This is a genomic window from Mycolicibacterium sp. P4_G11, assembly GCF_056555145.1.
The window spans coordinates 648,627-669,221 of sequence record NZ_JBFUJW010000006.1 but is presented as its reverse complement, the minus strand read 5'-3'; the positions used below and the strand labels follow the sequence as shown (position 1 = coordinate 669,221).

Below are 20,595 nucleotides of genomic sequence, written 5' to 3'. Positions count from 1 at the left end.
GGCAGCGCTATGAAACTCGGTTTGCAGCTCGGATACTGGGGCGCCAAGGCGCCGACCGATCACGCGACGCTCGTCGCGGCCGCGGAGGAAGCCGGGTTCGACACCGTCTTCACCGCGGAGGCCTGGGGCTCGGACGCGTACACCCCGCTGGCCTGGTGGGGCCGGGAAACCACGCGGATGCGCCTGGGTACCTCGGTCGTCCAGATGTCGGCCCGCACGCCCACCGCGTGTGCCATGGCGGCGCTGACCCTCGACCATCTCTCGGGTGGCCGCCACATCCTGGGCCTGGGCGTCTCGGGGCCGCAGGTCGTCGAGGGCTGGTACGGGCAGAAGTTCCCGAAGCCGTTGGCCCGCACCCGCGAATACGTCGACATCCTGCGCCAGGTCTGGGCCCGCGAAGCCCCGGTGACCAGCGCCGGCCCGCACTACCCGCTGCCGTTGTCGGGTGAGGGCACCACGGGTCTGGGCAAGCCGCTCAAGCCCATCACCCATCCGCTGCGCGCGGACATCCCGGTGATGCTCGGCGCCGAAGGCCCCAAGAACGTCGCGCTGGCCGCCGAGATCGCCGACGGCTGGCTGCCGATCTTCTACTCACCGCGGATCTCCGGCATGTACAACGAGTGGCTCGACGAGGGCTTCGCCCGCGCCGGTGCCCGTCGGACCCGCGAGACGTTCGAAATCTGTGCCACCGCACAGATCGTCGTCACCGACGACCGGCCCATGGTCATGGAGATGATGAAGCCGCACCTGGCGCTCTACATGGGCGGCATGGGCTCGGAGGACACCAACTTCCACGCCGAGGTGTACCGCCGCATGGGCTACTCCGAGGTGGTCGACGACGTCACCAAGCTGTTCCGCACCGACCGCAAGGACGAGGCCGCCAAGGTCATTCCGGACGAGCTGGTCGACGACTCCGCGATCGTCGGGAACCTCGACTACGTCAAGGAACAGATCAAGGCCTGGGAGGCCTCCGGCGTCACCATGATGGTCGTCGGGGCCAAGTCGGTCGAGCAGATCAAGCAATTGGCTGACTTGGTCTAGTCGGTCCCGCGAGCCGACGTAAAACTGTCGCTTTGGCCCGCCGAAGTGCAGTTTTGCGTCCGTTCGCGAATACGGCAGTAGACACTTATTGCGAAGTGTCTATAACGTGTTCTAGATTTGTGGTGTGACAGACGCCACCGGGCCCGCGCTCTCGCAGCACACCATCGCGGGCACCGTGCTGACCATGCCGGTGCGCGTCCGCAAGGCGACGCAGCACATGGCGATGTTCTCGGTCGACGCCGATGCCGCGCAACGCATGATCGACTACAGCGGCCTGCAGGTGTGCCGGTTCCGCCCGCGCCGCGCAGTGGCCGTGCTGATGCTGATGCACTACGTCGACAGCGACCTCGGCCAGTACTACGAGTACGGCACCAACATCATGGTGAACCCGCCCGGCTCGAACGCGTCGGGCCTGCGCGCCCTGCAATCGGCGGGCGCCTTCATCCACCACCTGCCCGTCGACCAACCCTTCACCCTGGAGGCCGGCCGGAACATCTGGGGTTACCCCAAGGTGATGGCGGACTTCGCCATTGACGACGGAAAGAACTTCTCCTTCGACGTCACCATCGACGGCCGGTTCGCCGTCGGGATGGACATCCGGCCGGGCTTCCCGGTGCCCGCACCGTCCAAACCGCAAGCGCCCCCGACGTATTCGCACCTCGATGGCGTCACCCGGGAGACCGTCGGCGTGATGCGGCCGTCCGGCGTACGCTACCGGCCCGGTGGCGTGACGCTGCGACTGGGTGACCACCCCTATGCCCAGGAACTGGCGGCGCTCGGATTGCCGAAACGCGCCATGCTTTCCGGTTCCGCAGACAACGTAGACATGACTTTCGCCGACGCTCAGGAGATCAAGTGACCAGTGTTCTGACCCGCCCCGACGTTGACCTGGCCGACGGCCGGTTCTATGCCGACCGGCAGGCCGCGCATGAGGCCTACCGCTGGATGCGGGCCAACGAGCCGGTGTTCCGGGACCGCACCGGGCAGGCCGCGGTGACCACGTACCAGTCCGTGCTCGAGGCCGAGCGCAACGCCGAGCTGTTCTCCAACGCCGGCGGCATCCGCCCCGATCAGCCGGGCATGCCCTACATGATCGACATGGACGATCCGGCGCACCTGGTGCGGCGCAAGCTGGTCAACGCCGGCTTCACCCGCAAGCGCGTCATGGACAAGGTGCCGTCCATCGGGCGGCTGTGTGACGCCCTGATCGACAACATCTGTGAGAAGGGCGAGGCCGACTTCGTCCGCGATCTGGCGTCCCCGCTGCCCATGGCCGTCATCGGCGACATGCTGGGTGTGGTGCCGGAAGAGCGCGAGATGCTGCTCGATTGGTCCGACGAGCTGGTGTCCGGGCTGTCGTCGCACCTGGACGAGTCGTCGATCCAGAAACTGATGGAAACCTTTGCGGCATATACCGCTTTCACCATGGACGTGATCAAGGACCGGCGCGCCAACCCGACCGACGACCTGTTCTCGGTGTTCATCAACTCCGAGGTCGAAGGTCAGCGGCTGAGCGACGACGAGATCGTCATGGAGACGCTGCTGATCCTGATCGGCGGCGACGAGACCACGCGACACACCCTGTCCGGCGGCACCGAACAGCTGATGCGGCACCGCGACCAGTGGGACCGGTTGGTCCAGGATGAGCGCTTGCGCGAAGACCGTGACGGAGGCTCCGCTCTCCTTTCGGGTGCCATCGAGGAGATGCTGCGCTGGACGTCGCCCATCAAGAACATGTGCCGCGTCCTGACCGCGGACACCGTCTTCTACGGCACCGAGCTGAATAAGGACGAGAAGGTCATGCTGATGTTCGAGGCGGCGAACTTCGACGGCGACCAGTTCGAGAACCCGGACGAGTTCCACATCGACCGGACCCCCAACAGCCACTTGGCTTTCGGCTTCGGCACCCACTTCTGCATGGGTAACCAGCTGGCCCGGCTGGAGCTGCGCCTGATGACGGAGCGGTTGATGCAGCGGCTGCCCGACCTCCGCCTGGCCGATGGCGCGGAGATCCCGTTGCGCGCCGCCAACTTCGTCAGCGGTCCCGAGGCCATGCCGGTGGTGTTCACCCCGACAGCCCGGGTGCTGTAGCGAGCCAATGTGAGAACTGTGCAAGGAATCGGCAGGTTCCGTCGCACGGCGTAGTGGCCTGCGTCAATGATGGGCGGCATGACCACATCGATGATCTCATCGACCAAAGCCGAAAACCGCCGCGCGATCTGGAATACCATCCGGGGCTCCTCGGGCAACCTGGTGGAGTGGTACGACGTCTACGTCTACACCGTGTTCGCCACCTACTTCGAGAAGCAATTCTTCGATGAGGCGGACCAGAATTCGACGATCTACGTCTACGCGATCTTCGCCGTCACGTTCCTGACCCGGCCGGTGGGCTCGTGGTTCTTCGGGCGGTACGCCGACCGTCGCGGCCGGCGTGCCGCCCTGACCTTCAGCGTGTCGCTGATGGCGATGTGCTCCATGGTGATCGCTCTGGTGCCCGGGCAGGCGACGATCGGGATCGCGGCGCCGGTCGTGCTGATCTTGTGCCGGCTGGTGCAGGGTTTCGCCACCGGCGGCGAATACGGCACCTCCGCGACGTACATGTCGGAGGCGGCCACGCGGGAACGGCGCGGCTTCTTCTCCTCGTTCCAGTACGTCACGCTGGTCGGCGGGCATGTGCTCGCCCAGTTCACCCTGCTGATCATCCTGACCGCGCTCACCAAGGATCAGGTACACGAATTCGGTTGGCGCATCGCATTTGCCATCGGTGGCGTGGCGGCGGTGGTGGTGTTCTGGCTGCGCCGGTCCATGGACGAGTCGCTGTCCGAGGAGCAGCTGGCGGCGATCAAAGAGGGCAAAGACACCGGTGCGGGCTCGCTGCGCGAACTGCTCACCAAGTACTGGCGGCCGCTGCTGCTGTGCTTCCTGATCACGCTCGGCGGCACGGTCGCGTTCTACACCTACAGCGTGAACGCCCCGGCCATCGTCAAGACCACGTACAAGACCGAGGCGATGACAGCGACGTGGATCAACCTGGCCGGCCTGATCTTCCTGATGCTGTTGCAGCCGATCGGCGGGATCATCAGCGACCGGGTGGGCCGCAAACCCCTGCTGCTGTGGTTCGGTTTCGGTGGCGTGGTCTACACCTATGTGCTGATCACCTATCTGCCGCAGACGCATTCGCCGATCGCGACGTTCACGTTGCTGGCGGTCGGTTACGTCATCCTGACCGGCTACACGTCGATCAACGCGCTGGTGAAGTCCGAACTGTTCCCCGCGCATGTGCGGGCCCTGGGCGTGGGAGTCGGCTACGCACTGGCCAATTCGATCTTCGGCGGCACCGCGCCGCTGATCTATCAGGCGCTCAAGGCGCGCGACCAGGTGCCGCTGTTCATCGGCTACGTCACCGTGTGCATCGCCGTGTCGTTGGTGGTGTACCTGGTGTTCCTGAAGAACAAGACCAGCACCTACCTCGACCGCGAGCAGGGCGCGGCGTTCTAGCTGGGGGCCGCAGGCACCGCCATCGTGATGACGGTGCCGGGTGCACCCGTGACCGTGAATTCGCCGCCCGTGGCAAGCACTTTCGTGCAGATCGAGGCGAACCCGATGTGACCGTCCTCGACGCTCTGCGCGAGCCGGTCCGCCGGAATGCCGACGCCGTCGTCGGCGATGCGTAGTTCGGCCCGGCTGCCGTTGTGCGCCAGCTTGAATCGCAGGTTGTCGGCATGCGCATGCTTGATCGCGTTGGTCGAGAACTCCCGGGCCGCGCTGTAGAGCAGATGGTCGGCGTTGGTGCGCAGGCTCTCTGGCCAGCCTTCGGCATCCAGGTGAACCGTGATGCTGGTCCGTGCGGCGATGCCGTCGGCCAGTGAGGTGATCGCGGCCTTGAGGCCGGAGCGGGCCAGCACCTCGGGATGCAGTTCACGCACCACGTCGCGCAGCAGCCGGGAAGATTCCGCGAGCGCGAAGTCGACGCGGTCCATGCCCTCGACCGACCCGTCGCGGACGTCCTCCATGTCGTGCCGGGCCACCAGGACGTACTGCAGCGCGCCGTCGTGCAGACGCTCCGAGAGCGATTGGCGCTCCCGCTTCTCCAGGCTGATCACCTCTTCGAGCAGCCGGGTCCGCTCCAGGGCCAGGTCGGCGATGGTCCGCGTCTTGGCTTGCTGAATCCACGACAGTGCGACCGACCCGGCGGCCAGGCCGAACACGATGGCGGTGCGCAACAGGATCGAGCCCCAGGGCTCGTGACCGTTGGCTTCCCGGTCGATCCAGTTCACGACGAAGAACGTGGCTACGGTGGGGATCGCGATCATGGCGCTGACGGCGGGATCGAGCTGCGCTGCCGCGATCAGCGGGATTAGGAACAGCCCGTGCTGCAGGACGTCGGATGTCCAGGTTTCGGGCGAACTGAGCCCGCTGTCCACTGAAATGACCGCCACCACAGTCAGATCCGCGCACAACAGGAACAGTGCCGCCACCCGCTTGGTTCGCTGGTCGGATTGATCGGCCGAGCGTCGCGCCCACAATCCCCACGCCGCGACCATCGCGACGTAGCAGGCGAAGATGCCCCAGTGCAGCCGTACGTTGGCGTTCGGGGGCTCGAACAGCAGGCCGAACCCGATGAACACCGCCAACAGCGCCCGCAACGCGAGTTGCAGCAGCAGGCCGCGCAGCAGAGGCCTACTGGGTTCGGACATGTGCACGATTTTCCGCGATGAGCGCGGAAAATCGTGCACGAATCACGCAAATGATTCGACGATCGACTCTCGGGGGTCGCGCCAGGTCAGGCCCAGGTCGGACAAGGTCAGGCTGTCGTCGGTGGGTACGGCCGCCGTCAGCAGCACAGCGGCTTCGTGGCTCAGGCCCTCTGCCAGGGGCAGCCAGCGCCCGGCGAAATCCGAAACTCGGCCGACGCCGCGAAACAGGCTGGGCGACAGGGGAATCCGGCGGATCGGCCGGCCCAGTGCCGACTGCAGTGCGTCGACCATCTGGTCGAACGTCAGCAGCACGCCGCCGCAGACATAGCGCTTCGGTCCACGGCCGGGCTGCATCAGCGCCGTGTGTACGCGGGCCACATCGCCGACATCGATCATCTGCATGCCGCCGCGCAGTCGCGGGGCGACGCGGTACCGCACGATGGGGTCCCAACCACGTTGTGTCACACCGACTGCCGTGTGGAAGGCCGGCCCGACCACCGACGACGGGTACGTGACGACGACGGGCGCGCCCTCGGCCTGCAGCCGCCGGGCCGCGAGATCGGCGTAGGCCTTGGTGCGGGCGTAGTCGCTGCGGCCGGGGGCCGGGGGAGTATCGGGCCCGATGATGCCGTCGGGCGGCGGGAACAGCGAACTGTAGGACGACACCGACACGATGGGGTCGAGCCCCAACGCGGCGGCCTGCGTCAGCAGGGCCTCGGTGGCGTAGGCATTGATCTCCCACATCAGCTGGGTGCGGCGACTGTCGGTGCCGACGACACCGGCCGCGTGCAGCACGGCGTCGCATCCGGCCAGTAGCTCGGAAACCGTTGTGGGATTGCGGATATCGCCGGCCAGGACCTCGAGGGGACCCAGCTGGCACAGTGCGTCGAGCGCCGCGTCGTCGCTGCCGCCGGGGATCACCAGCAGCCGGACGGTATGCCCGGCTGCCAGCAGCGCGCGGACGGTGTGGGCACCGACGTAGCCGGTGCCACCCGTCACGGCGATGTGCATCAGCGCATCTTGAACTGCGGTGCGCGCTTCTCCTTGAATGCCAGCGGGCCTTCCTTGGCGTCCTCGGACAGGAAGACCGGGATGCCGTTGGCGGTGTCGGGCTTGAAGGCGTCCAGTTCGTGCATGCCCTCGGTCTCGCGGATGGTCTTCAGGATGGCCTGCACGGCCAGCGGACCGTTGTTGTTGATCACCTCGGCGATCTCCAGGGCCTTCTCCAGCGCGGTGCCGTCCGGAACCACGTGCCCGATCAGCCCGTATTCCAGAGCCTGGGCCGCGGTGATGTGCCGTCCGGTCAGCAGCATGTCGCACGCGATGGTGTACGGAATCTGGCGCACCAGGCGCACCGCCGAGCCGCCCATCGGATACAGGCTCCACTTCGCTTCGGAGATGCCGAACTTGGCGCTCTCACCGGCGATGCGGATGTCGGTGCCCTGCAGGATCTCGGTGCCGCCGGCGATGGCCGGGCCCTCGACCGCGGCGATCAGCGGCTTGGTCAGGCGGCGGCCCTTGAGCAGACCGTCGATGCGCGACGGGTCGTAGCTGCCGTCCTTGAAGGAGTCGCCCGGCGGCTTCTTGGTGGCGCCCTTGAGGTCCATGCCGGCGCAGAAGTAGCCGCCGGCACCGGTCAGGATGCAGGTGCGAATCTCGGGATCGTTGTCGACGCGGTCCCAGGCCTCGACCATTATCGAGAGCATCTCGCCAGAAAGGGCGTTGCGAGCCTCGGGTCGGTTCAAAGTGACGATCAGAGTGTGTCCGCGCTGCTCAATGAGGGCGTCGGGGCCTTTTTCGGGCTCGCTCACAGGTGCCTTCCTCCGGGCTCGAGAACGTTAGACTTGTCACAAAATGTAACACGTTCTAGTTTATGTAACGTGGCTCTGAATATCGCAGATCTTGCCGAGCACGCCATCGATGCTGTGCCGGACCGCGTCGCCCTCATCTGTGGCGACGAACAACTGACCTACGCCCAGCTGGAGGAGAAGGCCAACCGCCTCGCTCACTACCTCCAGTCACAAGGCGTCAAGAAGGACGACAAGGTTGGGCTCTACTGCCGCAACCGCATCGAGATCGTGATCGGCATGCTCGGCATCATCAAAGCCGGCGCCATCCTGGTCAACGTCAACTTCCGCTACGTCGAGGGCGAGCTGAAGTACCTGTTCGAGAACTCGGACATGGTCGCGCTGATCCACGAGCGCCAGTACGCGGACCGGGTCGCCAACGTGCTGCCCGAGCTGCCGCTGCTTAAGACCATCCTGGTCGTCGAGGACGGTTCCGACGACGACTTCCAGCGCTACGGTGGCGTCGAGTTCTACTCCGCCATCGCCGAGCACTCACCCGAGCGCGACTTCGGCCCGCGCAGCGAAGACGACATCTACCTGCTGTACACCGGCGGCACCACCGGATTCCCCAAGGGCGTCATGTGGCGGCACGAGGACATCTACCGAGTTCTGTTCGGCGGCACCGACTTCGCCACCGGCGAGCCGATCGCCGACGAGTACGACCTGTCCAAGCAGGCCGCCGCGAACCCGCCGATGATCCGGCTCCCCATCCCGCCGATGATCCACGGCGCGACCCAGTCGGCCACCTGGATGGCCATGTTCACCGGCCACACCGTGGTGCTGATGCCGGAGTTCGACGCCGACGCCGCGTGGCGAATGATCCACGAGCACAAGGTGAATCTGCTGTTCTTCACCGGCGACGCGATGGCCCGCCCGCTGCTGGACGCCCTGTTGGCGCACCAGGAGGAGGGCAACACCTACGACCTGTCCTCGCTGTTCCTGCTGGCCAGCACCGCCGCGCTGTTCTCCACCAGCCTCAAGGAGAAGTTCCTCGAGCTGCTGCCGAATCGGATCATCACCGACTCGATCGGCTCCTCGGAGACCGGTTTCGGCGGCACCAGCATCGTCGCCAAGGGGCAGTCGCACACCGGCGGCCCGCGGGTCACCATCGACAAGAACACCAAGGTCCTCGACGAGGACGGCAACGAGGTGGTTCCGGGTTCGGGCGTGCGCGGCATCATCGCCAAGTGCGGCCACATCCCGGTCGGTTACTTCAAGGACGAGAAGAAGACTGCCGAGACTTTCCGGACGTTCAACGGGGTGCGCTACGCCATCCCCGGTGACTTCGCCGAGGTCGAGGCCGACGGCAGCGTGACCATGCTGGGCCGCGGCTCGGTGTCGATCAACTCGGGTGGCGAGAAGATCTACCCCGAAGAGGTCGAGGCCGCGCTCAAGGGTCACCCGGATGTGTTCGACGCCCTGGTGGTCGGCGTTCCGGACCCGCGCTTCGGCCAGCATGTCGCGGCCGTCGTGCAGCCCCGCGAGGGCACCAAGCCCGCGCTGGCCGACCTGGACGCGTTCGTCCGTAGCGAGATCGCCGGCTACAAGGTGCCGCGCAGCCTGTGGCTGGTCGACGAGGTCAAGCGGTCCCCGGCGGGCAAGCCCGACTACCGCTGGGCCAAGGATCAGACCGAGGCCCGTCCGGCCGATGAGGTGCACGCCAAACACGCAAGCGTGCAGGCGTAGTTAGGAAACAGACATGAAAACTGAACTCTGCGAACGCTTCGGCATCGAGTACCCGATCTTCGTCTTCACCCCGTCGGAGAAGGTGGCGGCGGCGGTGACCCGCGCGGGCGGCATGGGTGTGCTGGGTTGCGTCCGGTTCAACGATCCCGACGAGCTGGAAAACGTGCTGTCCTGGATGGACGCCAACACCGACGGTAAGCCGTACGGCGTCGACGTGGTGATGCCCAACAAGGTCCCCACCGAGGGCAGCGCGGTCGACATCGACAAGCTGATTCCGCAGGCACATCGGGACTTCGTCGCGAAAACCCTTGCTGATCTCGGGGTTCCGCCGCTCCCCGCCGAGGGTGAGCACAACACCGGCGTGCTGGGTTGGCTGCACTCGGTGGCGCGAAGCCATGTCGAGGTGGCATTGCGCCATCCGATCAAGCTGATCGCCAACGCGCTCGGGTCCCCGCCCAATGACGTCATCGAGCAGGTCCACGAGGCAGGTGTCCCGGTGGCCGCGCTGGCCGGCAGCGCGAAGCATGCGCTCAGCCACGTCGCCAACGGAGTGGACATCGTCATCGCCCAGGGGCATGAGGCCGGTGGGCACACCGGCGAGATCGGTTCCGTGGTGCTGTGGCCCGAGATCGTCGACGCCGTGGACGGTAAGGCCGCGGTGCTCGCTGCCGGTGGGATCGGCAGTGGCAGGCAGCTGGCCGCGGCACTGGCGCTCGGCGCGCAGGGCGTCTGGATGGGCTCGGCATTCCTCACCGCGGCCGAATACGACCTGGGTGTGCGTCGCGAGTCGGGTGCCTCGGTGATCCAGGAGGCATTGCTGAATGCCACCTCCGCCGACACCGTGCGCCGAAAGATCTACTCCGGCAAGCCCGCTCGGATTCTGAAGAGCCGCTGGACCGACGCCTGGGACGCACCGGACGCGCCCGAAGCGCTGCCGATGCCTCTGCAGAACATTCTCGTCGGAGAGGCGCATCAGCGGATGAGCCTTTCCGACGATCCGACCGCGGTCGCCATGCCGGTCGGTCAGATCGTCGGCCGGATGAACGAGATCCGCCCGGTGGAGGTCATCATCGCCGATCTGGTCGCCGAGTTCGAGGCGGCCACCAAGCGCCTGGATGCCATCCGCGACAACTGATTTCCCTGCGCGAGCGCTAGGGCGTGATCTTCACCTGCTGCGCGACGGTGTCGGTGGCGGCCTGGATGATCGGCGTCTGGTCCACCGCACCGTCTGAATTCAGTTGCAGGACATAGGTTGCCCCGCCAGACGGGAAGATCACGGTCTGCTGCGCGACGAACTTCGTCTTGCCGTCGGACACCCAGGTGCCGGCGATCCGGTAGGCGGGGTAGTTGCGCACCTTGGTTTCGGTACCGGGACCCGACGGCGTGAAGCCCGGCAGGTTCTGAATCTCCCCGGGCGCGGTGGCCATCAGCGCCTTGGCATCGACATCGCCGGTCAGCTTCGACAGCAGCGCGATGACGCTGGGCGCGTAGTTCGCCGGGTCGACGGGTCCGTTGTAGATGATCGAGTCGTACGCCCATGGCGGATTGTCGTCACCGGTGGCCTTCCAGCCGTCCGGCTTCGGCAGGTCGACCTTCGGCTCGCCGTTGTCGGTGCGGTGCACCTGCTGTTCGGTGATCTTGTGGTCTTTGATGTAGCTGGCGATCGTCGGGTTGGGGCCGTCACTTGCCTTGCTGTTGCCCGCATCCGCAGCGGCGGCCGCTGTCGTCGGCGCGGCGCTGGTCGGGCTGTCGGACGCCGCGCTCGCATCTTTTCCGGAGTCGCAGCCGGCCAGCACCATGGACAGTGCGGTCGCTGCCGCGACGAGGCCGGTGATCGCGGACGTTCTCATGTGGCGAGACTAATGGACCAAGCTCGCAGTGATCCTGTGAGCCGGGGCCGAGCCGGCGCGAAACCGGCTCTAGCGTGCGGATTAGCTGTGGCATTACTGTGAGCGCGTGGCAAACGCGCAGAAACCACCGCCCGGCTGGCTCATCGACGGCATCGGCCGGGTCCGCGAAGGCTTGAGCCAACTACGCCAGGCCGTCGCGCCGGCCAACCTCACGATGTTCGAGATGGTGTTGGGCAGCTGGCTCACCCAGGCCATGTATGTGGCGTCCAAGCTCGGCATCATCGACATGCTCGCAGCTGCTCCGGCGACCGCCGAAGACGTCGCTCGACGCGTGGGCTCCGATCCCGCGGCGACATTCCGGTTGCTGCGGGCGCTGGCCAGCAACGGAGTCCTCAAGCAGGAGCGTGGCGGACGGTTCGCGCTCACGCGACTCGGCCAGGCGCTGCGGTCGGATGTACCGGGATCGATGGCGCCGATGCTCCAGTTCATCGGCCACCCCAAGCATTGGGAACACTGGGGCCAGTTGCTGTACTCGGTACAGACCGGCAAGACATCGATAGAGATGTTGCGCGGCATGGCGCCCTTTGACTACTTCGAGACTGATCCTGACCTGGCCGCGGCGTTCAACAACGCGATGACCGGACTGTCCGGCATGGTGATCGAAACCCTGTTGCCGGCATACGACTTCCGCGGCTTCGGCACCATCGTCGACGTGGGTGGCGGGCACGGCGCACTGCTGTCGGCAGTCCTGCAGCAGGCCACTGACGCCCGCGGCGTGCTGTTCGACCTGCCGTCCGTCGTGGCGGGTGCGGGTCCGGTGCTCGACTCGGCCGGGGTGTCCGACCGCATCACCGTCACCGGTGGCTCGTTCTTCGAGTCGGTCCCCGCAGGCGGCGATGCCTATCTGCTGAAGACGATCATCCATGACTGGGACGAGGACAGTGCGTTGGCGATCCTGCGCAACATCCGGTCGGTGATGGCACCGACGGGCACCGTCGCGTTGATCGAACTCGTGCTGCCCGAAGGCACGCCGAATCACCCGGGCATGCTCGTCGACCTCGAGATGCTGGTCACGGCAGGCGGGCAGGAACGCACGGCCTCGCAGTACGCAGAGTTGTTGGCGCGCGCCGGACTTCGGCAGACCCGCGTGGTCCCGACGGCCGGGCCGATGTCGCTCGTCGAGGCCGTCCCGGTACACGACTAGCGGGCGATCGCGAAAACCGGGTCGGCGCAGTCGGTGCCCTCGGCCGACAGCTGCCGCTTGATGACCTTGAAGGTCTCGGTGCGGGGCAGCGTCGTCGCGACGCGGATGAACCGGGGCCACTGCTTGGGGCCCAGATCCTCCTGGGCGGCCAGGAAAGCGCTGAAGTCGTCCGCGGAGAATGTCGCGTCGTCGAGGAGGACGAGGGCCGACATCACCTGGTCGCCGACGGCGGGATCGGGTATCGGGTAGACGGCCGCCTCGACGACGTCGGGGTGCCGCAGCAGCACCTGCTCGATGGGTGCGGTGCCGAGGTTCTCGCCGTCGACCCGCATCCAATCGCCAAGGCGCCCAGCGAAATAGATGTATCCATCTGCATCCCGGTAGGCCAGGTCGCCGGTGTGGTAGATGCCGCCGGCCATGCGCTCGGCCTCGGCGTCGGCGTTGTTGTAGTAGCCGCGGAACCAGCCACGGCCGGTCGGGTTCACCAGTTCGCCGACGACGCCGGGCGGGCACGGCAGCCCGGTCTCCACGTCGACGATGGCCACCTCGGCGGTCAGTGGGCCGAGCGCACCGGCGGGGGTGTCCGGCGTGCGGGCGACTGCGACGCCGCCTTCGGTGGAGCCAAAACCGTCGACGACGATGACGCCGAAACGCTGTGCGAACCGGTTCAGGTCGCGCGGGGCACCCTCGTTGCCGTACATGAACTTCAGCGGATTGTCGGTGTCGTCCGGCTGCGCCGGGGTGGCCAGGATGTACGACAGCGGCTTGCCGACGTAGTTGGCGTAGGTGGCGCCGTAGCGGCGCACATCCCGGAGGAATCCCGAGGCGGAGAACTTGCGGCGCAACGCGATCGACCCCTGAGCCGCCAGCGCCACCGCCCAGCCGGCCATCACCGCGTTGGAGTGGAACAGCGGCATGGACAGATAGAACGTGTCATCGCGCCCGAGGCCGAAGCGGTCGGCCAGCATCTGGCCGGGGAACGCCACCTTGTCGTGGGTGACCCGGACGGCCTTGGGGTCACCGCTGGTGCCCGAGGTGAAGATCAGCATGAACAGGTCGTCGGGGTCGACGTCGGCGAACTGCACCGGCGCGCCGGCGAATCCTGCGAGTTCGGTTGCCCACGAAGCAGATTCGACGTCGATGACGTCGATGCCCGCGGCGTCGAGGCCGGCGGGGACCAGATCGAGGTTGTCGGCCAGTACCAACTGGCAGTCGGAGCGCTCGACGTCGCCGGCCAGCGCGGCCCCGCGGCGGGTCGGGTTCAGGCCGACGGGGACCAGCCCCGCCAGTGCGGCGGCCACCAATAGCGACGAGAAGAACGTCGTATTGCTCAGCAGCACACCGATATGCGGCGGCTTGGCCGGGTCCAGCCGCGCTTTGAGCGCCGCGGCCAACTGTGCGCCCGCGGCGATGTGGTCGGCCCAGCTGATCAGATCAGCCGGGCCGCCATCATCTTCTTGTGAGGAATCGTCCGGCGCCGCAGTGCAGTCGTACAACCCGCGGTCGGTGACGTCGACCAGCGGGCGCAGCAGGTCGCTGACGGTGGGCCGGTCGGACATCAGGCTTCCCATGTCGGAGACGTGAATCAGGCCGGCGTGTCCGCCAGCTCGCGCCCGATGCGCAGCAGCTGCCCGGTGGCGCTGCCGATGGCGAACTCGGTCTGCTTGGCCGCCAGGAAGTACCGGTGCACCGGGTGATCCATGTCGATGCCGACGCCGCCGTGCACGTGCACCGCGGTGTGCGCCACCCGGTGTCCGGCCTCGGCGGCCCAGAACGCCGCGGTGTTCACGTCGATCTCGGCGGGCAGCCCCTCGGCCACGCGCCAAGAGGCCTGGGTCAGCGTCAGGCGCAGTGCCTTGACGTCGATGTAGCCGTCGGCCAACCGGGACGACACGGCCTGGAAGCTGCCGATCGGGCGGTCGAACTGCTCGCGCTCGCGGGCGTACAGAGCGGTGAGCTCCAACGCGCGCTCCACCACCCCGAGCTGGAATGCGCTGCGGCCCAGGACGTTGTGCAGCTGCAGCCAGGAGGCGACCTCCGAACCACCGACGACGCGGTCGGCGGCGACGGCCACGCCCTGCAGATCCAGGTGCGCGATGCTGCCGTGTCCGGTGGTGTCCAGCGAGGTGACGGTGACGCCGGAATCAGTAGCGGTGACCAGGAAAACCTTGACGCCGGAATCGGTTTCGGCCGGGACCAGGAAGGCGTCGGCGACCGGGCCGTACGCGACCTGGGTGCGGGTGCCGGTCAGGGTGTATCCGGCCTCGTCGGAACCGGTGGCCTGCACCGGACCCTGGCCCATCTCGCCGTCCAGTGCCGGCACGACGATCTTGCTGCCGGCGACGGCCGGGGCGGCCCACTCGGATTGCAGCTCCGCCGAACCGAATTCGGCGATGGCGCCGGCGGCCAGGATGGTCGACTCGAGGTACGGCACCGCCGCGAGCTGCCGGCCCAGTGCGACCAGCACGGCACCCTGCTCCAGCGCGCCGAAACCGCCGCCGCCCACCGACTCCGGTGCGGTGGTGGACAGGATGTCGGAGTCGATCAGCTTGGCCCACAGCTCACGGTCGAACCGCTCATCGAGCTTGTCCAGTTCCTTCTGGCGCTCCGGGGTCACCACCGATTCGGTGATGGACCGGACCAGGCCGCCGAGGTCGTCAGATGCTTCGGTTGTCTTGAAGTCCATTTCTCGCCGCTCTCTCTTAGCGATTCACTCGGGGCAGGCCGAGCGCGACCATGCCGATGATGTCGCGCTGAATCTCGTTGGTGCCGCCGCCGAAGGTCAGGATCAGGCAGGACCGGTGCCAGCGTTCGATCCGGCCGCGCAGCAGCGCACCCGGGGTGTCCCGGCGCAGGGTCGCCGAGGTGCCGAGCACCTCCATGAGCAGCCGGTAGGCCTCGGTGGCCAGCTCGGTGCCGTACACCTTGGCCGCCGATGCGTCGGCGGGGGAGGGGGCCGAATCGGTGGCCGAGGCCAGCTCCCAGTTGATCAGCTTCAGCACTTCGGCCTTGGCGTGCACCCGGGCCAGGTTCAGCTGCACCCACTCCGAGTCGATCAGCCGCTTGCCGTGGTGGTCCTTGGTGTTCTGGGCCCATTCCCGAACCCCGTCCAGCGCAACGAAAATCGGCTGCGCCGACACCAGGGCCACGCGCTCGTGGTTGAGCTGGTTGGTGACCAGTTTCCAGCCGCCGTGCTCCTCGCCGACGAGGCTGGAGGTCGGGACACGGACGTCCTGGTAGTAGGTGGCACTGGTGTCGACACCCGACATGGTGTGCACCGGGGTCCAGGAGAAGCCCTCGGCGGTGGTCGGCACGATCAGCATCGAGATGCCGCGGTGCTTCTTGGCCTCGGGGTTGGTGCGGGCCGCCAGCCAGACGTAGTCGGCGTAGGCGATCAGTGACGTCCACATCTTCTGGCCGTTGATGACGTAGTCGTCGCCGTCGCGGACCGCGGTGGTGCGCAGCGAGGCCAGGTCGGTGCCGGCGCCGGGCTCGGAGTAGCCGATGGCGAAGTGCAGCTGGCCCGCGGCGATCTTGGGCAGGAAGAACTTCTTCTGCTCCTCGGTGCCGAAGTGCATGATCGTCGGCGCCACCGAGTTGATCGTCAGGAACGGCACCGGCACGTTGGCGATGGCGGCCTCGTCGTTGAAGATCAGGCCGTCCATCGGGGGCCGGGCCTGGCCGCCGTACTCCTTCGGCCAGCTCAGCGTCAGCCAGCCGTCCTTGCCCATCTGCTCGACGGTCTCGCGGTACACATTGCCGCGTCCCATCTCGCCGTCATTGGACGCCAGGGCCTCGGCGCGCTCGGGGGTCATGAGTTTGGCGAAGTACGAGCGCAGTTCGCGCCGCAACTCCTCCTGCTCGGGCGTATAGCCGATCCGCATCGAATTCATCCTTTATCAGTCGAATTGGGGTACGTCTTTGGTCTGTCTGTCACTTTGCGGGGGCCGCTTTCGGCGACCCGTGCCTACTCAAACTTGTAACACGTTCTAGTCTTGGGGTCCAGAGCGTGCCACACTGGCATCGCCATGGCGGGGTCGATATGTTGGCCTCACCGTCGAAATCCGGGCCGTCAGGAGGGTGTCATGCGGGTTGAAGTTGATCACGACCGCTGTGAAGGAAACGCGGTTTGCGTGGGAATTGCGCCGGACCTTTTCGATCTGGACGACAACGACTATGCGGTAGTCCTGGCTGATCCGGTGCCTGCCGACCAGGAAGAACTGGCCGAGCAGTCCATCGCGGAATGCCCCCGCGCCGCCCTGCTCCGCAAAGACTAGAGGTATTCATAAATTGACTAGCGAAAACGACTCCACCGACCTCTCCGGCAAGGTGGCTGTGGTCACCGGTGCCGCCGCAGGCCTGGGCCGTGCCGAGGCCATCGGGCTGGCGCGGGCCGGTGCCACCGTCGTGGTGAACGACATGGCCGGCGCGCTCGACAAGTCGGACGTGCTCGCCGAGATCGAGGCCGCCGGCTCCAAAGGCATTGCGGTGGCCGGGGATATCAGTGCCCGCAGCACCGCCGACGAACTCGTCGACACCGCCGACAAGCTCGGTGGACTGAACATCGTCGTCAACAACGCGGGTATCACTCGCGACAAGATGCTGTTCAACATGACCGACGAGGACTGGGACGCGGTCATCGCGGTCCACCTTCGCGGTCACTTCCTGCTGACCCGCAACGCCGCGACCTACTGGCGTGCCAAGGCGAAGGAGTCGGCCGACGGCAAGGTGTACGGCCGGATCGTCAACACCTCGTCCGAGGCCGGCCTGGCCGGTCCGGTGGGGCAGGCGAACTACGGAGCCGCCAAGGCCGGCATCACGGCGCTGACACTGACCGCGGCCCGCGGCCTGGAGCGCTACGGCGTCCGCGCCAACGCGATCGCCCCGCGGGCCCGTACCGCGATGACGGCAGATGTGTTCGGTGCGGCTCCTGGTGTGGATGAGGTTGATCCGCTGTCGCCTGAGCACGTCGTGAAATTGGTGCATTTCCTTTCCTCGCCGGCGTCGGAAAACGTGAATGGCCAGCTCTTCATCGTTTATGGTCCGACTGTGACCCTGGTAGCAGCCCCGACCGTGGAGAGCCACTTCACAGCGCCGTCCGCTGAGTGGGACATGACACAACTGAGTTCCACGTTGCACGGGCGTGGAAAGCGCCGCGTCAGCACTAGAACTTGTTACAGTGACGGCAACGTCAAAATATATCCTGAGCTGCGATTATATGTCGTTTCCCAGTGATTTTGCTGTTCTTTTGCCACTGTGAACCTGTTCTAGCTACTATGAGCCGGCTCACAAGAGCTAAGCATTGCCAAGTGGTGATCAGGCCGCTGCGAACGTGGGAATTCCCACTCTTCGCCGTGACTGCTCAACCACGACCGAGAATGGAGTCGAAGGTTGATCGAACAGCTTGCGGCTCCGGCCCGGGCCGTTGGCGGGTTCTTCGAAATGGCCCTCGACACATTCACGAAGATGTGGCGTCGCCCGTTTCAGTTCCGGGAGTTCTTCGAACAAACCTGGATGATCGCCCGCGTATCGCTCGTGCCGACCCTGCTCGTCGCTATTCCGTTCACCGTGCTGGTGGCTTTCACGCTGAACATCCTGCTGCGTGAGATCGGCGCCGCCGACCTCTCCGGAGCAGGCACCGCCTTCGGCACCATCACCCAGCTGGGCCCCGTCGTCACCGTGCTGGTGGTCGCCGGCGCCGGTGCGACCGCCATCTGCGCCGACCTCGGTGCCCGCACCATCCGCGAAGAGATCGACGCGATGCGCGTGCTCGGCATCGACCCGATCCAGCGCCTCGTGGTGCCGCGCGTCCTGGCCTCGACCTTCGTCGCCGTGCTGCTCAACAACCTGGTGTGTCTCATCGGCCTGGCCGGTGGCTACGTCTTCTCCGTCTTCCTGCAGGGCGTCAACCCGGGCTCGTTCATCAACGGCCTGACGGTGCTGACCGGCCTCGGCGAGCTGATGCTCGCCGAGATCAAGGCCGTGCTGTTCGGCCTGCTCGCCGGCATGGTCGGCTGCTACCGCGGCCTGACCGTCAAGGGCGGACCCAAGGGCGTCGGCATCGCGGTGAACGAGACCGTGGTCTACGCCTTCATCTGCTTGTTCGTCATCAACGTGATCATGACCGCCATCGGCGTCCGGGTACTGGTGAGGTGATGCCGGGAATGAGCACCCAGCGAGTAGCGGAAACGGATCGCGCATGAGTTACGACGCAACACTCCGCTTCAAACGAATGTTCCGGGCTCTGCCCGGAATCGTCGACGGCCTCGGTGAGCAGGCTCTGTTCTACGGGGAGTCCTTCCGGTACATCCCCAACGCACTGACCCGCTACCGCCGCGAGACCATCCGGCTCATCGCCGAGATGACCATGGGTACCGGCGCGCTGGTGATGATCGGTGGCACCGTCGGTGTCGCAGGGTTCATGACGCTGGCCTCCGGTGGCGTCATCGCCGTCCAGGGCTACTCGTCGCTGGGCAACATCGGCATCGAGGCGCTGACCGGGTTCCTGTCGGCGTTCTTGAATGTGCGCATCGTCGCGCCCGTGATCGCCGGTATCGCCCTGGCCGCCACCATCGGCGCGGGCACCACAGCGCAGTTGGGCGCCATGCGGGTGGCCGAGGAGATCGATGCCGTCGAAGCGATGGCCGTGCACTCGGTGTCCTACCTGGTGTCCACCCGGATCATCGCGGGCCTGATCGCCGTCATCCCGCTGTACGCCCTGGCCGTCCTGGCCTCGTTCTTCGCGGCGCGGGCCACCACGGTCTACATCAACGGTCAGTCGGCCGGTCTGTACGACCACTACTTCAGCACCTTCATGGTGCCCACCGACCTGTTGTGGTCATTCCTGCAGGCCATCGTCATGTCCATCGCGGTCATGCTGGTGCACACCTACTACGGCTACAACGCCAGTGGTGGACCGGTCGGCGTGGGTATCGCGGTCGGTCAGGCCGTGCGGACCTCGCTGATCGTGGTCGTCACCATCGTCCTGCTCATCTCCCTGGCCGTCTACGGCGCGTCCGGCAACTTCAACCTCTCCGGATAGGGGGTGTACGACGATGTCTTCCGGTGGTCCTAAACGCAGCCATGTGAGGCTCGCGGCAGCGGTCCTGATCAGCATCATGCTGGCCGCCGTGGTGTTCACGTATTTGTCGTACACCGCGGCTTTCACCCCCACGGACACCGTGTCGGTGATGGCGCCCCGCGCCGGCCTGGTCATGGATCCCGATGCCAAGGTCAAGTACCGCGGCATTCAGATCGGCAAGGTCAAGGACATCGACTACGCCGGTGACCAGGCGAAGCTGACGCTGTCGGTGCTCAGCGATCAGATGCGCTACATCCCGTCGAACGCGCGGGTCCGGCTCGGCAGCACGACGGTGTTCGGCGCCAAGTCCGTCGAGTTCCTGCCGCCGGAGCACCCGGCGAAGGAATCGCTGCGTCCCGGCGCCCAGGTGCAGGCCAAGGACGTGCAGCTGGAGATGAACACCGTCTTCCAGACGTTGACCGACCTGCTCGACAAGATCGATCCGGTCAACCTGAACGCCACGGTGACCGCGCTCGGTGAAGGCCTGCGGGGTCACGGCGACGACGCCGGTGCGGCCGCGGCCGGGTTGAGCAAGTACCTGGAGTACTTCAACCCCAAGCTGCCGACGTTGCAGCAGGACTTCAAGGACACCGCGACGGTGGCCGGCATCTACGGTGATGCCGCGCCCGACCTGGCGAAGATCTTCGACAACGCGCCGACGGTCAGCAAGTCGCTGATCGACGAGAAGGACGACCTGAACGCCGCGCTGCTGGCGGCCACCGGGTTCGCCAACAACGCCTACGCGACCATTTCGCCGGCCGCCGACGACTACATCGCCGCCATCCAGCGGCTGCGGGCACCGCTGAAGGTCCTGGGCGACTACTCACCAGAACTGCCCTGCCTGCTCCAAGGTCTGTCGAAGGCAGTGGACCAGTTCGGTCCGGTGTTCGGTGGCGTCAAGCCGGGTCTGTTCGTGTCCTCGAACTTCTTCCCCGGCGCGCCCAACTACACCTACCCCGAGAGCCTGCCGATCGTGAACGCCTCCGGTGGCCCCAACTGCCGTGGTCTTCCGGACGTCCCGTCCAAGCAGTACGGCGGCTCCTGGTACCACTCGCCGTTCCTGGTGACCGACAACGCCTACATCCCGTTCCAGCCGAACACCGAATTGCAGTTCGACGCTCCCTCGACGCTGCAGTTCCTGTTCTCCGGTGCCTACGCAGAGAGGGACCGCTACTGATGTCCGCGAGTG

The 20,595-nt window shown here is 66.3% G+C and carries 19 protein-coding genes; 12 read left to right on the top strand and 7 right to left on the bottom strand.

What is annotated here, in order from left to right:
- Positions 1–9 precede the first annotated feature (9 nt).
- From AC1U2B_RS17545 to AC1U2B_RS17530, 4 genes are all read left to right on the top strand, one after another.
- The gene (locus tag AC1U2B_RS17545) at positions 10–1,041 is read left to right on the top strand and encodes an LLM class F420-dependent oxidoreductase (RefSeq protein ID WP_480217731.1); all 1,032 of its coding nucleotides are present in this window, start codon (positions 10–12) and stop codon (positions 1,039–1,041) included.
- A 184-nt stretch (positions 1,042–1,225) separates the two neighbouring features.
- Positions 1,226–1,900 (top strand): acetoacetate decarboxylase family protein, encoded by a 675-nt coding sequence (locus AC1U2B_RS17540; RefSeq protein WP_480217768.1) that lies wholly within the window; start codon positions 1,226–1,228, stop codon positions 1,898–1,900.
- Positions 1,897–3,132 carry a cytochrome P450 gene (locus AC1U2B_RS17535; RefSeq protein ID WP_480217730.1) on the top strand — a complete coding sequence of 412 codons (1,236 nt, stop codon included), beginning with the start codon at positions 1,897–1,899 and terminating at the stop codon, positions 3,130–3,132. Before AC1U2B_RS17540 ends, AC1U2B_RS17535 begins: the two co-directional genes overlap by 4 nt.
- Before the next feature lie 78 nt (positions 3,133–3,210).
- Positions 3,211–4,539: an MFS transporter gene (locus AC1U2B_RS17530; RefSeq protein ID WP_480217729.1), complete on the top strand. Its 1,329-nt coding sequence runs from the start codon at positions 3,211–3,213 to the stop codon at positions 4,537–4,539.
- On the opposite strand, the gene AC1U2B_RS17525 is transcribed toward AC1U2B_RS17530, so the two are convergent.
- The 3 genes from AC1U2B_RS17525 to AC1U2B_RS17515 are packed head-to-tail and all read right to left on the bottom strand — an operon-like array spanning position 4,536 to position 7,549.
- Complete coding sequence (locus AC1U2B_RS17525; RefSeq protein ID WP_480217728.1) at positions 4,536–5,738, bottom strand: sensor histidine kinase; 1,203 nt, start codon at positions 5,736–5,738, stop codon at positions 4,536–4,538. The genes AC1U2B_RS17530 and AC1U2B_RS17525 overlap by 4 nt on opposite strands.
- A gap of 42 nt (positions 5,739–5,780) precedes the next feature.
- On the bottom strand, positions 5,781–6,749 hold the full coding sequence (locus tag AC1U2B_RS17520) for an NAD-dependent epimerase/dehydratase family protein (protein ID WP_480217727.1): 969 nt from the start codon (positions 6,747–6,749) through the stop codon (positions 5,781–5,783).
- The gene (locus AC1U2B_RS17515) at positions 6,749–7,549 is read right to left on the bottom strand and encodes a crotonase/enoyl-CoA hydratase family protein (RefSeq protein WP_133764449.1); all 801 of its coding nucleotides are present in this window, start codon (positions 7,547–7,549) and stop codon (positions 6,749–6,751) included. Before AC1U2B_RS17515 ends, AC1U2B_RS17520 begins: the two co-directional genes overlap by 1 nt.
- 69 nt (positions 7,550–7,618) lie before the next feature.
- On the opposite strand from AC1U2B_RS17515, the gene AC1U2B_RS17510 reads away from it, so the two are divergent.
- Together AC1U2B_RS17510 and AC1U2B_RS17505 are read left to right on the top strand one after the other, a co-directional pair.
- On the top strand, positions 7,619–9,271 hold the full coding sequence (locus AC1U2B_RS17510) for a medium/long-chain-fatty-acid--CoA/3-oxocholest-4-en-26-oate--CoA ligase (RefSeq protein WP_480217726.1): 1,653 nt from the start codon (positions 7,619–7,621) through the stop codon (positions 9,269–9,271).
- A gap of 13 nt (positions 9,272–9,284) precedes the next feature.
- A complete protein-coding gene (locus AC1U2B_RS17505; protein WP_418004692.1) occupies positions 9,285–10,406 on the top strand; it encodes an NAD(P)H-dependent flavin oxidoreductase in 1,122 nt (373 codons plus the stop codon).
- Between the two features lie 16 nt (positions 10,407–10,422).
- Here the strand turns inward: AC1U2B_RS17505 and AC1U2B_RS17500 are convergent, their stop codons facing one another.
- Entirely contained in the window at positions 10,423–11,121 is a 699-nt protein-coding gene (locus AC1U2B_RS17500) for an LpqN/LpqT family lipoprotein (RefSeq protein ID WP_418004693.1), read from the bottom strand.
- A gap of 106 nt (positions 11,122–11,227) precedes the next feature.
- Here AC1U2B_RS17500 and AC1U2B_RS17495 point away from each other — a divergent pair, with 106 nt between their 5' ends.
- On the top strand, positions 11,228–12,325 hold the full coding sequence (locus AC1U2B_RS17495) for a methyltransferase (protein ID WP_480217725.1): 1,098 nt from the start codon (positions 11,228–11,230) through the stop codon (positions 12,323–12,325).
- Here the strand turns inward: AC1U2B_RS17495 and fadD17 are convergent.
- Genes fadD17 through AC1U2B_RS17480 form a run of 3 tightly spaced genes read right to left on the bottom strand, consistent with a single transcriptional unit; the run spans position 12,322 to position 16,209 of the window.
- Positions 12,322–13,884 (bottom strand): long-chain-fatty-acid--CoA ligase FadD17, encoded by a 1,563-nt coding sequence (gene fadD17, locus AC1U2B_RS17490; RefSeq protein ID WP_480217724.1) that lies wholly within the window; start codon positions 13,882–13,884, stop codon positions 12,322–12,324. The genes AC1U2B_RS17495 and fadD17 overlap by 4 nt on opposite strands.
- Positions 13,885–13,910: 26 nt before the next feature.
- Positions 13,911–15,011, bottom strand: coding sequence for an acyl-CoA dehydrogenase family protein (locus AC1U2B_RS17485; protein WP_480217723.1), 1,101 nt, complete (start codon positions 15,009–15,011; stop codon positions 13,911–13,913).
- 16 nt (positions 15,012–15,027) lie between these two features.
- Positions 15,028–16,209: an acyl-CoA dehydrogenase family protein gene (locus AC1U2B_RS17480; protein ID WP_043398336.1), complete on the bottom strand. Its 1,182-nt coding sequence runs from the start codon at positions 16,207–16,209 to the stop codon at positions 15,028–15,030.
- A 201-nt stretch (positions 16,210–16,410) separates the two neighbouring features.
- On the opposite strand from AC1U2B_RS17480, the gene AC1U2B_RS17475 reads away from it, so the two are divergent.
- The 5 genes from AC1U2B_RS17475 (at position 16,411) to AC1U2B_RS17455 (ending at position 20,583) form a co-directional block, all read left to right on the top strand.
- On the top strand, positions 16,411–16,602 hold the full coding sequence (locus AC1U2B_RS17475; protein WP_480217722.1) for a ferredoxin: 192 nt from the start codon (positions 16,411–16,413) through the stop codon (positions 16,600–16,602).
- A gap of 13 nt (positions 16,603–16,615) precedes the next feature.
- A complete protein-coding gene (locus AC1U2B_RS17470) occupies positions 16,616–17,560 on the top strand; it encodes a 3-oxoacyl-ACP reductase (RefSeq protein ID WP_480217721.1) in 945 nt (314 codons plus the stop codon).
- A gap of 156 nt (positions 17,561–17,716) precedes the next feature.
- Positions 17,717–18,481: an MlaE family ABC transporter permease gene (locus AC1U2B_RS17465; RefSeq protein ID WP_043398187.1), complete on the top strand. Its 765-nt coding sequence runs from the start codon at positions 17,717–17,719 to the stop codon at positions 18,479–18,481.
- Between the two features lie 43 nt (positions 18,482–18,524).
- The gene (locus AC1U2B_RS17460; protein WP_480217720.1) at positions 18,525–19,367 is read left to right on the top strand and encodes an MlaE family ABC transporter permease; all 843 of its coding nucleotides are present in this window, start codon (positions 18,525–18,527) and stop codon (positions 19,365–19,367) included.
- Between the two features lie 13 nt (positions 19,368–19,380).
- A complete protein-coding gene (locus AC1U2B_RS17455) occupies positions 19,381–20,583 on the top strand; it encodes an MCE family protein (protein ID WP_480217719.1) in 1,203 nt (400 codons plus the stop codon).
- Positions 20,584–20,595 lie beyond the last annotated feature (12 nt).

Excerpts from the sequence above, each read along its gene's own strand:
- AC1U2B_RS17545 (WP_480217731.1), top strand. The coding sequence starts at position 10 with ATGAAACTCGGTTTGCAGCTCGGATACTGGGGCGCCAAGGCGCCGACC.
- AC1U2B_RS17540 (WP_480217768.1), top strand. The coding sequence starts at position 1,226 with ATGCCGGTGCGCGTCCGCAAGGCGACGCAGCACATGGCGATGTTCTCG.
- AC1U2B_RS17530 (WP_480217729.1), top strand. The coding sequence starts at position 3,211 with ATGACCACATCGATGATCTCATCGACCAAAGCCGAAAACCGCCGCGCG.
- AC1U2B_RS17525 (WP_480217728.1), bottom strand. The coding sequence starts at position 5,738 with ATGTCCGAACCCAGTAGGCCTCTGCTGCGCGGCCTGCTGCTGCAACTC.
- AC1U2B_RS17520 (WP_480217727.1), bottom strand. The coding sequence starts at position 6,749 with ATGCACATCGCCGTGACGGGTGGCACCGGCTACGTCGGTGCCCACACC.
- AC1U2B_RS17505 (WP_418004692.1), top strand. The coding sequence starts at position 9,285 with ATGAAAACTGAACTCTGCGAACGCTTCGGCATCGAGTACCCGATCTTC.
- AC1U2B_RS17500 (WP_418004693.1), bottom strand. The coding sequence starts at position 11,121 with ATGAGAACGTCCGCGATCACCGGCCTCGTCGCGGCAGCGACCGCACTG.
- fadD17 (WP_480217724.1), bottom strand. The coding sequence starts at position 13,884 with ATGTCCGACCGGCCCACCGTCAGCGACCTGCTGCGCCCGCTGGTCGAC.
- AC1U2B_RS17485 (WP_480217723.1), bottom strand. The coding sequence starts at position 15,011 with ATGGACTTCAAGACAACCGAAGCATCTGACGACCTCGGCGGCCTGGTC.
- AC1U2B_RS17480 (WP_043398336.1), bottom strand. The coding sequence starts at position 16,209 with ATGCGGATCGGCTATACGCCCGAGCAGGAGGAGTTGCGGCGCGAACTG.
- AC1U2B_RS17475 (WP_480217722.1), top strand. The coding sequence starts at position 16,411 with ATGCGGGTTGAAGTTGATCACGACCGCTGTGAAGGAAACGCGGTTTGC.
- AC1U2B_RS17460 (WP_480217720.1), top strand. The coding sequence starts at position 18,525 with ATGAGTTACGACGCAACACTCCGCTTCAAACGAATGTTCCGGGCTCTG.
- AC1U2B_RS17455 (WP_480217719.1), top strand. The coding sequence starts at position 19,381 with ATGTCTTCCGGTGGTCCTAAACGCAGCCATGTGAGGCTCGCGGCAGCG.